At 43.1% G+C, this 14,797-nt stretch carries 12 protein-coding genes and 1 pseudogene; 8 read left to right on the forward strand and 5 right to left on the reverse strand.

Annotated elements, in window-relative coordinates:
* Positions 1 to 101 precede the first annotated feature (101 nt).
* The 6 genes from ACM0OW_RS00325 (at position 102) to ACM0OW_RS00350 (ending at position 7,468) form a co-directional block, all read left to right on the forward strand.
* The gene (locus tag ACM0OW_RS00325; protein WP_414548050.1) at positions 102 to 587 is read left to right on the forward strand and encodes an allophycocyanin; all 486 of its coding nucleotides are present in this window, start codon (positions 102 to 104) and stop codon (positions 585 to 587) included.
* 221 nt (positions 588 to 808) lie between these two features.
* Positions 809 to 1,423: an SMI1/KNR4 family protein gene (locus ACM0OW_RS00330; protein ID WP_414548051.1), complete on the forward strand. Its 615-nt coding sequence runs from the start codon at positions 809 to 811 to the stop codon at positions 1,421 to 1,423.
* A gap of 177 nt (positions 1,424 to 1,600) precedes the next feature.
* The gene (gene purL / locus ACM0OW_RS00335) at positions 1,601 to 3,982 is read left to right on the forward strand and encodes a phosphoribosylformylglycinamidine synthase subunit PurL (protein WP_414548052.1); all 2,382 of its coding nucleotides are present in this window, start codon (positions 1,601 to 1,603) and stop codon (positions 3,980 to 3,982) included.
* A 276-nt stretch (positions 3,983 to 4,258) separates the two neighbouring features.
* Entirely contained in the window at positions 4,259 to 5,758 is a 1,500-nt protein-coding gene (gene purF / locus ACM0OW_RS00340) for an amidophosphoribosyltransferase (RefSeq protein WP_414548053.1), read from the forward strand.
* A gap of 158 nt (positions 5,759 to 5,916) precedes the next feature.
* On the forward strand, positions 5,917 to 6,354 hold the full coding sequence (locus ACM0OW_RS00345; protein ID WP_414548054.1) for a hypothetical protein: 438 nt from the start codon (positions 5,917 to 5,919) through the stop codon (positions 6,352 to 6,354).
* A 46-nt stretch (positions 6,355 to 6,400) separates the two neighbouring features.
* The gene (locus tag ACM0OW_RS00350; protein WP_414548055.1) at positions 6,401 to 7,468 is read left to right on the forward strand and encodes a M15 family metallopeptidase; all 1,068 of its coding nucleotides are present in this window, start codon (positions 6,401 to 6,403) and stop codon (positions 7,466 to 7,468) included.
* On the opposite strand, the gene ACM0OW_RS00355 is transcribed toward ACM0OW_RS00350, so the two are convergent.
* The 4 genes from ACM0OW_RS00355 to ACM0OW_RS00370 all read right to left on the reverse strand — a co-directional run bounded on the left by ACM0OW_RS00355 (position 7,461) and on the right by ACM0OW_RS00370 (position 10,096).
* Positions 7,461 to 7,910 carry a DUF29 domain-containing protein gene (locus tag ACM0OW_RS00355; RefSeq protein WP_414548056.1) on the reverse strand — a complete coding sequence of 150 codons (450 nt, stop codon included), beginning with the start codon at positions 7,908 to 7,910 and terminating at the stop codon, positions 7,461 to 7,463. The two genes, ACM0OW_RS00350 and ACM0OW_RS00355, sit on opposite strands and share 8 nt — an antisense overlap.
* A 200-nt stretch (positions 7,911 to 8,110) precedes the next feature.
* Positions 8,111 to 8,392, reverse strand: a complete 282-nt coding sequence (locus ACM0OW_RS00360; protein ID WP_089091321.1) for a hypothetical protein — start codon at positions 8,390 to 8,392, stop codon at positions 8,111 to 8,113.
* 79 nt (positions 8,393 to 8,471) lie between these two features.
* On the reverse strand, positions 8,472 to 9,512 hold the full coding sequence (locus ACM0OW_RS00365; RefSeq protein WP_414548057.1) for an ABC transporter permease: 1,041 nt from the start codon (positions 9,510 to 9,512) through the stop codon (positions 8,472 to 8,474).
* Between the two features lie 65 nt (positions 9,513 to 9,577).
* Entirely contained in the window at positions 9,578 to 10,096 is a 519-nt protein-coding gene (locus ACM0OW_RS00370) for an adenine phosphoribosyltransferase (protein WP_414548058.1), read from the reverse strand.
* A 400-nt stretch (positions 10,097 to 10,496) separates the two neighbouring features.
* Between ACM0OW_RS00370 and ACM0OW_RS00375 the strand changes: the two genes are divergently transcribed.
* Together ACM0OW_RS00375 and ACM0OW_RS00380 are read left to right on the forward strand one after the other, a co-directional pair.
* The gene (locus tag ACM0OW_RS00375) at positions 10,497 to 11,144 is read left to right on the forward strand and encodes a DUF3038 domain-containing protein (RefSeq protein WP_414548059.1); all 648 of its coding nucleotides are present in this window, start codon (positions 10,497 to 10,499) and stop codon (positions 11,142 to 11,144) included.
* Positions 11,141 to 12,250 (forward strand): annotated as a pseudogene (locus tag ACM0OW_RS00380) (DUF4335 domain-containing protein); the annotation flags it as partial. The gene ACM0OW_RS00375 and the pseudogene ACM0OW_RS00380, both read left to right, overlap by 4 nt.
* A gap of 72 nt (positions 12,251 to 12,322) precedes the next feature.
* On the opposite strand, the gene ACM0OW_RS00385 reads toward ACM0OW_RS00380, so the two are convergent.
* Positions 12,323 to 14,593 (reverse strand): transglycosylase domain-containing protein, encoded by a 2,271-nt coding sequence (locus ACM0OW_RS00385; protein ID WP_414548060.1) that lies wholly within the window; start codon positions 14,591 to 14,593, stop codon positions 12,323 to 12,325.
* Between the last annotated feature and the right edge of the window lie 204 nt (positions 14,594 to 14,797).

Consider the following 14,797-nt stretch of genomic DNA (forward strand, 5'->3'; position numbering starts at 1 on the left):
CATCCCACACTCCCCACACCACATCTTTGTAATTTTCCTTTCTTTGTGTACCTCCAACTCGTTAAACTAGCAAATAATATTTCGCGTAATTGCGTATAGTTATGACTGTCATTAGCCAAGTTATTCTCAAAGCCGACGACCAACTGCGTTATCCCAGCAGTGGCGAACTCAAAAACATCAAAGACTATTTGCAAACTGGTGTACAACGGACGCGCATTGCTGCGACCTTAGCCGAGAACGAAAAAAAGATTGTTCAAGAAGCCACCAAAAAGCTTTGGCAAAAGCGCCCTGACTTTATCGCACCCGGCGGTAATGCTTACGGCGAACGTCAGCGTTCCCTGTGTATCCGTGATTTTGGCTGGTACTTGCGCCTAATTACCTATGGCGTACTTGCTGGCGACAAAGATCCAATTGAAAAAATTGGTTTAATTGGCGTGCGAGAAATGTACAATTCGTTAGGTGTTCCTGTTCCAGGTATGGTAGAAGCTATCACTGCCCTAAAGACAGCCTCTCTTGACTTACTCAGTGCGGAAGATGCAGCCCAAGCAGCACCTTACTTTGATTACATCATTCAAGCGATGTCTTAATCAAACTAGTGTTGAATTTTGGATCGTAAGGTATTAAAACCATAAGATTTCTTGTTTGATCATAACCTCCCCATACTTGGTCATAGCTTTGGCAAAAAATATCTGTCGGGTTATGAAACAAGTGTGGGGAAATTTTACCAGAAATTTAACGGGAGTGTGAAAGCCTATTCTGCCAGTGGCATCAGCCCTGATAAAGTATAAAATGTCTTTTGGCAAAACACATGGCTCAATTTGATTGGGAGAACTTACTCAAAGAATTCAGTTTAAAACTCATTGAATATGACATAAAAGAGTGTCGGGATGATATAACCAGAGAACCTAAACTTACACCCGAACTCCGTAAATCTGGTTGGCTGGGTTATCCAGGAGCAACAGAACAACAGATTATCAGTGCTGAGAGTCGTTTAGGTATTAAACTTCCACCTTCCTACCGAGAATTTCTGAAAATTTCTAACGGTTGGCGAAATTCAGACTGGACAGAGATGAAGCTTTGGTCAACAGATGAATTAGAGCAGTTCTCCACCAGAAATCAGGACTGGATTGATGCTTGGGTTCCATATACTGATGAAAGACCCACTGTTCCCGATCATGTATACTTCGCCTATGGTGAGGAGCAAGATTGTATTAATTTAAGACGTGAATATTTACAAAACGCCTTAGAAATTAGTAGTGACAGTGATGATGGCGATATTCTTTTGCTAATTCCTGATGTAGTTTTTGATGATGAAGAGTTAGAAGCATGGCACTTTGGTGATAAGCTTCCAGGTGCAAATCGCTATCCTTCTTTTTATGAGCTAATGCAAAAAGTAGTTGAGCAAGGAAGCTTCATTGACTAAATCAGTGAGCGATATATTTTGGTCGATTTACCGACATTACCAGCCGGTGACAGCATCAACAAGGCAGTTAGGAGATGAAAAAATTCCCAAAAAAGTATGAATTACATGGCAAGAACTGCACATATAGGGTAAGTAAATCGATACAATGATTCTCTGTACTCTTGGTGCATTATTCCCATGACCGCCACCTCCTCTACTCCCTTTTCACCGCAAGAAATCGCCGCCGAAGGCTTAAAACCAGAAGAATATGCCGAAATTGTCAGACGCTTAGGGCGACATCCCAACAAAGCTGAACTGGGAATGTTTGGGGTGATGTGGTCTGAACATTGCTGTTACAAAAATTCCCGCCCGTTACTCAAACAATTTCCCACCACAGGCCCCCGCATCCTCGTTGGCCCTGGTGAAAACGCTGGAGTTGTAGACATAGGCGACGGAAGACAATTAGCATTTAAAATTGAATCTCATAACCACCCCTCAGCCGTTGAACCTTTCCAAGGCGCAGCTACTGGTGTCGGCGGAATTCTCAGAGATATTTTTACAATGGGGGCGCGTCCCATTGCTTTATTAAATTCTTTACGTTTCGGTGATTTAGACGACCCCAAAACCCAAAGATTGTTTACAGGTGTTGTCGCAGGAATCTCCCATTATGGTAACTGTGTTGGGGTTCCCACTGTGGGCGGTGAAGTTTACTTTGATAAAGCTTACTCCGGAAATCCCTTAGTCAACGTCATGGCACTGGGATTGATGGAAACGCCGGAAATTGTCAAATCGGGGGCTTCTGGATTCGGGAATCCGGTGCTGTATGTCGGTTCTACCACCGGACGCGATGGTATGGGAGGGGCAAGTTTTGCTAGTGCGGAATTAAGTGATAAATCACTAGATAACCGTCCAGCAGTGCAAGTAGGCGACCCCTTTATCGAAAAGTCTTTAATTGAAGCTTGTTTAGAAGCCTTTAAAACTGGTGCAGTTGTCGCCGCCCAAGATATGGGTGCTGCTGGGATCACCTGTTCGACATCAGAGATGGCTGCTAAAGGTGGTGTGGGGATTGAATTCGATTTAGATAAGATTCCTGTGCGGGAACTGGGAATGGTTCCCTATGAATACCTGCTTTCGGAATCTCAAGAAAGAATGCTGTTTGTTACCCATAAGGGGCGGGAACAAGAGCTAATTGATATTTTTGAACGTTGGGGACTTCATGCTGTGGTTGCCGGTACGGTGATTGCTGAACCAATTGTGCGGATTTTATTCCAGGGTGAAATAGCCGCAGAAATTCCGGCTGAGGCTTTGGCGGAAAATACCCCCCTTTATGAACGGGAATTGTTGGCAGAACCACCAGAGTATGCGCGTGAAGCTTGGAAATGGTCGCCTGATTCTTTGCCGAGTTGCACAACGACTGGGATTGAAATTCAAGGAAAACTGCAATCTTGGGATGATGTTTTGTTAACTTTGCTCGATACGCCAACAATCGCTTCTAAAAGTTGGGTCTATCGTCAGTATGACCATCAAGTTCAGAATAATACTGTGATTTTACCAGGTGGTGCAGATGCGGCTGTAGTTCGCTTACGTCCTCTGGAAAAAACACAAAATGAAAAATTAGCACCGGAAACTTTTACTTCAGGGATAGCGGCGACTGTAGACTGTAATCCTCGGTATGTTTATCTTGACCCTTACGAGGGAGCAAAGGCAGTGGTAGCAGAAGCAGCTCGAAATCTTAGCTGTGTGGGTGCTGAACCTCTGGCGGTGACGGATAATCTCAATTTTGGCAGTCCAGAAAAACCCATCGGTTATTGGCAATTGGCTGAGGCTTGTCGGGGTTTGTCTGAAGGTTGTCTGGAATTGGCTACACCAGTTACAGGGGGGAATGTTTCTCTGTACAATGAAACTTTTGATTCTGAAGGTAATCCCCAACCAATTTATCCCACTCCTGTAGTGGGGATGGTGGGATTGATTCCCGATTTAAGCAAAATTTGTGGTCAAGGTTGGCAAGCCGTCGGTGATTTAATTTATCTTTTGGGTTTACCTCTGACATCCCCCATTAGTTTGGGTGCATCTGAGTATTTAGCCACTATCCACAAGACTGTGGCTGGTAAGCCGCCACGGGTAGATTTTGATTTAGAACGTCGTGTGCAGCAAGTTTGCAGGGAAGGGATTCGTGCGGGTTGGATACGTTCCGCCCATGATTCTGCTGAGGGAGGAATAGCTGTTGCTTTGGCGGAATCTTGCCTTTCTGGGAAGTTAGGCGCAGAAATTAACATAGAAAGTTCTGAAAATCAGTTAAAACGCCTGGATGAAGTGTTGTTTGGTGAGGGTGGGGCAAGAATTTTAGTTTCTGTTACATCATCAGAACAGAAAAATTGGGAATCCTACTTACAGGAGCATCTGGGAGAAAGTTGGCAAAAACTGGGTATGGTGGGGAATTCAGGCGGTTCTGAAGCAGGTTTAGCAATTTTAACTTCTGTTAACCAAACCTTAATAAAAGTTAGTATAGAACAAATGAGCGATCGCTATTTCCACGCGATTTCCAACCGTCTTGCTCACCCAACTAATACCCCCAATTAATTTTTTCATCCCCTATACCGGGATAATTAACGTCTGTGAGCATAATTACGGTAATGTTTTAATAGATGGTTAAAGATTCGTTAAGAATTTGGCAACTATCCGGCGACATAATCCCAGTGACCAAATAATTACTAATTTGTGGTTTGTCATTTGTAATTAATTCCAGATCAGGATGCAGCCCAACTCACTCAATTTATTGAGGGGTATAAATTACGAATTACGAATTGTCAATTACCGATTATTTTGACTTGACACCCAAACCAGGAGCAATAGCTAATGATTCCCATCCATTCCGTCACTTCGGATGAATACCCCAATCAGGAGACCAACCCAATTAATAGTCATGAACATCGACCAGACAAGCCAGAAGAAGCTTGTGGTGTTTTTGGCATCTACGCACCAGAAGCAGATGTGGCGAAAATGACCTACTTTGGATTGTATGCCCTCCAACATCGGGGTCAAGAATCAGCTGGAATTGCGACCTTTGAGGATACAAAAGTACACCTGCATAAAGACATGGGTTTGGTGTCTCAAGTCTTTAATGAAGCGGTTTTGGAGCATTTGCCGGGAAATCTGGCTATTGGTCACACTCGTTATTCCACTACTGGTTCCAGTCGCAAAGATAATGCCCAACCTGCGGTGGTGGAAACTCGACTCGGTTCATTGGCTCTAGCACATAATGGTAATTTAGTCAATACTTTAAAATTACGCGAAGAGTTAGTCCAGACTAATGTAAGTTTAGTCACCACTACAGACTCAGAAATGATTGCGTTTGCGATCGCCGAAGCTGTCAACGCTGGTGCAGATTGGCTAGAAGGATCAATTCAAGCGTTTCATCGTTGCGAAGGTGCTTTTAGTTTAGTGCTGGGTACTCCCGCAGGCGTGATGGGTGTCCGCGATCCTAATGGTATCCGTCCCTTAGTCATTGGGACTTTACCTGGTAATCCAGTTCGTTACGTCTTGGCTTCGGAAACTTGTGGTTTAGATATCATTGGAGCCGAATACTTACGAGATGTAGAACCAGGGGAATTAGTTTGGATAACTGAAGCAGGTTTAGCTTCCTACCATTGGAGTCAAAAACCTGAGCGCAAGTTGTGTATCTTTGAAATGATTTACTTTGCTCGTCCTGATAGCATCATGCACAACGAAAGTTTGTACACCTATCGCATGAGGTTAGGACGACGCATAGCGGCAGAATCGGCTGTAGATGCTGATATTGTCTTTGGTGTTCCTGATTCGGGAATCCCTGCGGCCATTGGCTTTTCCCAAGCTTCTGGTATACCTTACGCGGAAGGATTGATTAAAAACCGCTATGTAGGGCGAACTTTTATTCAGCCTACACAATCGATGCGCGAAACTGGGATTAGGATGAAACTCAATCCCCTCAAAGATGTGCTGCTGGGTAAACGCGTGATTATTGTCGATGATTCCATTGTCCGGGGTACAACAAGCCGGAAGCTGGTTAAAGCCTTGCGTGAAGCTGGTGCAACAGAAGTACACATGAGAATTTCTTCTCCCCCAGTCACACATCCCTGTTTTTACGGTATCGATACCGATAGCCAAGATCATTTGATTGCTGCTACCAAGTCTGTGGCAGAAATTGCCGAGCAGTTGGAAGTAGATAGTCTTGCTTATCTCAGTTGGGAAGGAATGCTAGAAGCAACGCAGGAAGATACTAATAGTTTCTGTTCGGCTTGTTTTACTGGGGATTATCCTGTAGCTATTCCTGAGCAAGTCAAGCGTTCTAAACTGATATTAGAAAAGGTTGTGGTTTAGATAATTAGGAAAATCTGAAGAGCGAATAATATCCTATTATGGGGGTGGGCAGAATGTCCACCCCTAATTCATAGCAGGCAAAAAGCCTACCTCATAAAAGCAGGATTTAAGAAAATTTTCTGACGCTGTTAAAAACTAAAAAATGGCGAGGTACAGGTATGTCATTCCAGCGCATTCACTGCTCCAGTCCGAAAAAGAGTCAAACATCCTCACATTCTCAATCCTCAGATCCTTCTATATTCGCACCTCATACTTTCTCTACCCCAAAAGTTCAACGAGAAGCAACACCAGAAGAACTCGAAAACCAGGCTTTTGAGGAGGAGAAGTTGGAAGTCCAAGGACTACAACTGAAGGAACAGCGAGGTACAATTACGAGTGAAGAGTCAGAAAAACTAACTGTGCTGCAAGCGAAAACGGATAGCTTTTTGCAAAAAAAGAGGGCAGCAATCGCAGGACAGCCGAATATATTAGAAATTCTCGCGAATAATAGTCGGTCTGCACAGCAAACTCAACCTGTACAACCTGTTAGACCTTCATTTTGGTGTTCAAATATTACCAGAAGGATCCGGCTCAATAGATACTCAAGTATCTTCTAGTGAAGAGATAAGGTCTGGAATTAATCCTGCAATTTGGCTAAATCAATTGGGAATTAGGCTTTCTGAAGTGGGGTATGAAAGACCACAAGATAGAGGGGAAAGAGGAAGACTGGCACATCCTAGAACAGAAATTGTTCAACGACAAGTTGATTCAGCATTACAGAAGCAGATAGGACAACTTGAAAACTCAACTAGAATTTCTATAGAACATATTTCAATGGAAACTCTACTTCCAATTCAGTCAAAAACTGACCGACAAACATCTCATACTCAAGGGTGTTCTTGTTCAAGCTGTATGCCAATTCAATTAACCAGGAATATAGTTCAAAGGCAAGGAGTGATTCAGAGAATTACAGAAGAAGAAAGGTATGAAAATACTTTACATAATGCAGGTACTACCAGAGGCACATGGGATAGTGGCTATCAAAATTCATCCTTTCTGGGGGTTGACATTAGAAACGGAATTCATCAACAACTATCTAATCGGCTTGCTTTAGCTCAAACATATCTCAGAGGCTTGTTTCCTGGTAGAAGTGATGCGGAAATTGCGAATGAAATTGGTCTTTATAGTGTGTCGGGTAGAAGACCTGTCCGAAGTGTCGTAGGTGGGAGTAAATTAAGTTTTCATTCTTTTGGACTTGCAATTGATGTAAACTATAGTGGTAATCCTTTTATTGGAAGGAATGAAGAAGTAGATCAAATTATCAATAGAATTTTTCAATTCATGACAGGAAACGAATTTCATATACGTGCTTCTCAGAGTGGAGATTTTGAAGAAATTAGATCACGATATGCGGAAGTTTCACAGGCATTTGCCACTTATTTTAGAATGCGAGGTAATACGGACTTAATTCGACAACATTTAGCAAGTCGAGGTGAGATAATTGCCTTACCTACTGACAGTGAATTACTTAACCCCTGGGAAACAGAAGGCGAAAGCAGAGTACAAGAGGTTTTTGATCAGATAGAGGCTGATGCAACTAATCAATCGTTGTTGGATGATATGAGAATGAATGATGGAGGAATGCGTTCTTTGAGCAGTGGTTTTATTGATTTGTCACAGGCTCGGAGTTTATTCAAGAGCGATCGCCAACAACAAGGTTTTTTTAATTAATCAAATAGTCATCGGCGTTAATATCTAATACATCAGGCTTGGTAAAAGGACATAATTCTGGGAAAGTAGCTAAAGGCAACTGGGTTTCAACAGCAGCAGCTTTGCAGGCTTCATGGTAGCATTCATCAAATACACCATCGAAGTGACGCTTCAAACTAGGACTATTTTTAAAGGCTTTGTTCAATCTTCGTGAGTGTTCAAGAATGGTATAAGACCAACTCACAGAGCGTTTTTTTGGCTGATAATTCCACTTGAGTAAATGTTGAAATACCCGGATGAGATTACTTTCCAAAGCATCTTTTTCACTGCGACTCATCCCTTCAATTTCTTCAAGTAAGTTTTCAATGTCTAATTGTTCTAACTTACCTTCTCTCAGTAGCAGCGCGGTTTCTTCTAACCAGAGATTAAAGTCAGTTTCGTAAAGGGTCTTTACAGTAAACATCTTGTAAATTCTCCTAAATTTCAAAATATGGAGTTTTGCGTCTATCGCGTCAATTCATAAAAATTAGGATAATAATCGAAAATTTAATCGGTTTCATAGAGTGTAGCTTTTGACTCTGCTTTCATAATAAGTTCTTCTCTACGAGAAGCTCTGCCAAAATGAAAACGAATATGAATCTATTTTAATTAATTTCGTAGCTCTCACGTATGCTGCATAAACTCAACTTTGGGTAATAACGGATCTGTGACAACCCCTACACCACTAAAACCCCAACGTTTGAGCAAGTTTCCTAACTGTGTACCGGGAATAGACTCTACAGCGAAGCGGTTGGCTAATTCACCTGCATGGGTGTTGAGATAGCTTAAAGCATCAAAGTTTTCCCGAAACAGTAATAAATAACCGGAAGTTTCGGGATTGGGATGGGCTAGGAGATAACGACCGTCAGCTTGCGATCGCACTATATAATAAATTTCAGTAAACATAGTATCGGGAATTGATTCTACAGCGAAGCGGTTAGCTGGTTCACCTGTATGGGTGATAAATTTTATTAAACATACTCAATTAAGAATCCAAACGAATTCGGGGGTCGGCGACCTTCAACAGCAAGTCTGCTAGTAAATTGCCTATATTCAGCAATACGGCACTCATTACGAGGCTAGCCATGACTAAATACTGGTCTTTTGCCATTACCGCCTGCAAAGTTAATCTACCTAAACCAGGCCAGTTAAAGAATTGTTCCGCGATGAATGCACCACCGAATAAACCCGCCAATTCAAAGCCTAATATCGTAATTAAGGGATTTATGGCATTGCGGAGGGCGTGAAGGTAAATCACCCGATTTTCTGGCAGTCCCTTAGCACGAGCCGTTTGGATATAATCTTGACGCAGAACATCCAACAATTCACCGCGAGTAATTCTCTGCAAACCAGCAAAGCTAGTGATACTTAAGGCGATAGTGGGTAAAATCATGTGCCAGCCGATATCAATGATTTTACCAAACCAAGAAAATTCTGCATGATTGATGCTAGTCATTCCACCCACTGGGAATAAAGGTGAGGTGATTTGAGCAAATATGAGTAAAAACAAGGCAGTGATGAAACTGGGAAATCCTTGTCCGGTGTAGCTAATTACCTGTAAAATCCGGTCAGTAGCTTTATTTTGTTTCACAGCAGCCAAAATGCCAAAGGGAATGGCGATCGCCCAAGTGCAAAATAAAGAAGCGATCGCTAAAAGTAAAGTAGCTGGTATCCTTTCCCACAACAGTGAAGCTACTGAACGCTGGTAAACAAAACTTGTGCCGAAATCTCCGTATCTCAAAATCCGCCATAACCATAGCCCAAATTGTTCTGGCCAAGATTTATTTAAACCAAACTGTTCCCTTAATTCCTCAATTCGTTCTGGCGAAATGGTCGGATTTTGCCGCAGCGTATCTACATAATCCCCTGGAGACAGTTTCATGATAAAAAACGACAGCGCCGTTGCCAATAACAAGGTGAACAGTGCTTGGACTATCCGTTTCACCACATAAAAAACCGTTTCGTTCGTGACTAGCCCCATCAGCCAATCTCGACCTGTCTCCAAGGAAATTTTAGTAGAAGTCATAGCAGTTTAGTCATGAGTCATGAGTCATTGGTCATTTGCTCAGGCATAGGAGAAAGCACGCCTGACTAGTATTGAATTAAGGAAATAATCGGCACATCTGGTAAATGCTTACGTCCTTGTAAATCCTGTAGCTCGATAATAAACCCAAACCCCACAAGTTCGCAGCCAATCTTCTGCACCAACTTTGCTGTTGCACTGGCTGTACCACCTGTAGCAATCAAATCATCCACAATTAAAACCCGGCTATTTGGATGCAAAGCGTCTTGATGCATTTCCAAACAGTCTGTACCATACTCTAATTCATATTCAATTGAGTGAACTGCTGCTGGTAACTTTCCCTTTTTCCGCACAGGAATAAAACCCGCGCCTAATTTGTAAGCTAAAGGAGGGCCAAAAATAAACCCACGGGACTCCATACCCAAAACATAATCCACCTGGAATCCAGATTCAATACATTTTTCTGTAAAAAAGTCAATAGTGTAGCGTAATCCTTCTGAATCACGCAGTAAAGTAGTTATATCCCGAAATAAAATTCCAGGTTTGGGAAAATCTGGGATATCGCGAATTAGAGACTTTAAATCCATAAATATGAGGGAGTAGGGAGTGGGGAAACAGTGTGGAGGGGAGAAGGTTGTCACTTCCCCATAACTAATGATTAGTCACCAATGACCATTACCTGAGAAATCCTACACTATAATGTCATACGCTGGGGATTTAGGCTCGAATTTAACAATCCATTGACGACACCTAGAATCTACACCAATCTAAAGATAAGCTTATATTTACAAGCAAGGAAGGTAAACAAATGCTTTGAAAATTTAAATTTAAGTATACGTAACCATTGGAATAGAACAAGTAATTAATGTATATATTAGGTAGTATTACTACTGCCAACAGTCTTATTTTCTTGTTTAGCTACCTATCTTAAATTAGTTGTACTAGTTTTATTTACTCTGTTTAGAACTGCACAAGGTATTTTATAGAATGAATGTCTCAGCCAGCTTAAAGCCATTGAATAGTCCAACCCCTCCATCATTGCCGATGATTCTGGATAGTTTACCAGACCCTGCGATACCTACGGTAAGCTTCGCTAACGCAGCACAGGGTTGTCCCGCTAGAACCCGGCTGCAAGTTGATCTAATTTTACTGGCGATTGAAGCTTTAGAACTTGGTGGTTCTGAAGCTATTCTGGCTTTTGCGGACGAGTTGGAACTCAAAGGAATTATTAAAAACCGGGTAAATTTATGGCGAATGCGTAGCTCTAACCCCATGCGACGAGCGCATATCCGCCGTCCCTTAACTATCATGGAGGCAAAAGCCTTAGTAGTAATTGCTAGCTACATAGCCCGGCGTTTAACTGTTGTCATTCGCCAGATGTTGATGACATACCAGCAAATGAGTGATAAGCAGATCCCTTTGGCACAAAATTTGCGACTATCTAATTACCTAGAGCGATTTCGAGTCCATTTCAAAAGTCGGATGAATTCCCGCCGTTCTAGTGTAATTGCATTAAGTTCTGATGAAAAATTAGATGAGCTAGCAATGAATTTGTTAGGACAATTACTATTTTGTACCGGCACAGCTGGAATGCAGCGCTTCTGGATTAGTCTTTTTGACGGTGAAGTAGAATGAATATCCAACGTAAATACAGTTTACCTAATTGTACGCTGCTATTAGAGGGTTTAAGTGATGCCTCCAAAGCTGCACACTACCAAGAAATACGTCCAGAATTATCCATATTGGTCAATGCCGAATGCCATGTCTCTGGCTACAATCAGCCTCTAGTGGGAGGCCGGGAATTTTTTGAAAGCTTGGTAAGAGCAGTAAGTGGCTATGCTCAAGAATTTTTGAGTAATGTGTCAAACCCACAAGCCCACAATCAAGACTCAGAATTAGTGGAATTACACAAAATTGGCACTAACCGACACAGGTTAATTGTGCATTCGGAAATAGCTGCGGACGGTTTTGAGTCCAACCCCAACTATAATAAACCAGCGACTCAAATGGAATTGAACACGGTGCAGTTATTTGATCTAGTGGAAGCTGTGGATCAATTTTTTGCTGACACCCAAACCTTACCAGAGTTATCACTAGAATTACAGCCAGTTGCTAGACGTTACGGTGGTACTAGTCAAGCCTTACTCAAACAGGCAGTACCAGCAGGTATAGGAGTTTCAACTGTAGCAGTTGCCGCGATCGCTTTCAGCTTAATTCCAGCCCCAGAGATCCGCCCACCAGAGCCAAAGGCAGAGGAAGAGACTAGCTCTACAGCACCTATCACTAATTCGGCTGCACCCAAGACCGCAGCAACCCCAGATGTGGCGACTCCCACACCCACACCCACACCCACTACTGTAGATGTAGTGACTCCCGCAACCGAAACAGCACCCAGAATTACAGATTTAGAAGCACTCTTAAATACAGTTACAGAAATTACTGACCGAGAGCAACTACGCATTCTAAACACTCTAGTTTATGAAAAAATTAATGCAGAGTGGAGTGGTCGATCAGCATTAACACAAGATTTAGTCTATCGTGTGGGTGCAACTGCCGATGGTGCTGTGATTGGTTACAAAGCAGTGAATGAAGGAGCAAATAAAGAAATAGAATTAACTCCTCTGCCCAAGCTGCTTTACAATCCTGCTACTCGTTCTCCCATTACCAATGAACCAATAGCCCAATTTAAAGTAGTTTTTACTAACAAAGGTGTCCTACAAGTTAGCCCTTGGTGGGGATATCAGTAATTGGGGAATGGGGGCAGGGAGCAGGGGGCAGGGAGCAGGGGGAATTGGAAAAGACCCCTGCCTCTTCTATCTGGTAACTTGCCTCATATAACTGCCCCATAGTTGAGCTGCTTGACCACTGCTGCCGGATGTGGGTGAATTATTGTCATTACCTAGCCAAATACCAGTTACAAGTCGCCGATTGGGGATAGAACCAATGAACCATAAATCAACGTTTTTATCCGTTGTGCCGGTTTTACCACCTTCTCCCTGTCCAATAGCGGCAGCGCGACCAGTACCGTTAGTTACCGCCTGGCGCATCATCCGGGTGATTTGTTCTGCTACACCTGTGGGTAAAACTTGCTGATTGGCGTTGCGATTTTGGTCAAAGGAATAGACAACACGACAGGTTGTTAAGTCATCACGATCTTGACAATCACTACTGTCTAAAATTCGACTAATTGCATGGGGTGGATTCCAGACACCACGATTAGCAATAGCGCCAAAAGCCCCGGTCATTTCTAAAACATTGACGACACTTTGACCCAGGACTAAGCCGGGAACTGCTTCTAGTGATGACTTGATTCCTAAACGTTTGGCCGTGGTTACAACTTGATTTAGCCCTACTTCTCTAGCAACTCGCAGAGCAATGGGATTTTCCGACTGGGCAAACCCAACGGTCATATTTAAGGAACCACCCGCACCGCTTCTACAAGGTCTGTAAGTAAAACCTTGCCAAGGCATAGCAGCGCAAGAGTAAGTTTTGGAGGCTGGTATCCCCTTCTCAAGAGCCGCAGCGAAGGCGAAAACTTTGAAGGTGGAACCTGGTTGTCTTTGAGCTTGTACAGCACGGTTAAACTGGCTTTGTCTAAAATCAGTGCCGCCGACCATAGACAAAATACTACCAGTGGTAGTGTCTAGAGTAACGATCGCACCTTGAGAAAAACGAAAAGTTGAGCCAGCGTTACTTATTGAATTACGCAACGCTGTTTCTGCTTGATTTTGGATTCTGGGGTCGAGTTGGGTTTCAATTATATAGTTCCCTTCTCTAGCTGCTCCTGCTCCCAAAATTGATTCTAGTTCCTGAAAAACATAACTGTAAAAGTAAGGAGCAATCGTACTGGCTTGCTGTTCACAAACTTTAGGGCTAATTTGAACTGGCGATCGCCTGGCTCGATTGGCTTCTGCTTCTGAAACTTTACCCAGATCCAGCATTCGCCTAATGACGCGATTCCGATATTCATCTACTGGTAGCCGATTCGAGCTATTCCCACAAAAATTAAAGGCGTTGGGAGCAGGTAAAATTCCCACTAATGTTGCAGCTTCCGAAAGAGTTAATTCTTTGGCTGGCTTCTCAAAGTAATAACGAGCCGCATCCTCAAAGCCAGATGTATCTACGCCCAAAAAGACTCGATTTAAGTAAGTCAGCAAGATATCATCTTTACTGTAAAAAGTTTCCAGCTTAAAGGAGACAACAGCCTCACGCAGTTTGCGTCCCAAGGAGTCCTGAGCGCCCACATAGTCCCGGAATAAACTTCGGGCTACTTGTTGGGTTACAGTACTAGCTCCTTGCTGCACATCTCCACTCCGAGTATTAACCAGCACGGCTCGTAAAATCCCCAACGGATCAACCCCAAAGTGCCAATTGTAACGGCTGTCTTCTGAGGACACTACGGCTGCTGCTAAATAAGGGCCAAAATCTTCCAAGCGCTTCATATCCACGTGGGAGGTACTCCGAGGTTCACGCAGGGGGGTCGAGCCATCACGGGCATAAATTACTATGGGAGCGCGAGTAGCAGTGGGTAGAGGCCTTACAGAAAATTTCAGCCATTCCACGCCGATGACTAACCCGACTAAGGCGCTAACACCAGTAATACCGTAAGCCGTCCAAGTGGCTGCTTTGATATGCAAGGGCGGTGGATCAACATATTGCAGGCGCACCGAAGCGGCGAGTTCTGGCGGCCCTAAAGTAAAAATATCACCGTGACGCAGTTCTAAGGTGTTAACTCGGCGTTTACCACGATAAATACCGTTAGTAGAATTTTCATCTTTAATCACAAACACAGGGGTGCGTTGAGCCGAATCCCGCGATAGTGACAGGTGAATTTGGCTGACAACTGGGTTGCGAATGACTATATCACAGGATTTGGAACTACGGCCGAGGATGTAGCGATCGCCTAACAATGGATAGACCTCCGCCTTATCCGCCCCCGCATCCTGCACCCATATTTCTGGTACTTTGGCATTAGGCTTGAGCGCCAATTTGGAAAAGTCAACCCTCGCTTGAATTGTCTGTACGGCTTGAGTCAGTTGACCAAGTAAAGTTTGTGGCTTGTGAGGAGGTTGGGGGGAACTCATCGGCTATTTAGATCACAATTGTTGGCAAAAAATTCAGACAATGACAATCTGGATACAGATATTCCACCATTTTACTCATAAGCCAAAGTAGAAATTGGCTATACGGAATTCTTGCCGCTTTAATTTTACACTAAGACAATATCCACTCAGAAAACTTACTCAATTGGGTTTGTTACTTTTTGACTGCGGCAAAATTTAGGTTAT

It is taken from the genome of Anabaena sp. CCY 0017 (assembly GCF_963920885.1).
Taxonomy (GTDB): Bacteria; Cyanobacteriota; Cyanobacteriia; order Cyanobacteriales; family Nostocaceae; genus Nodularia.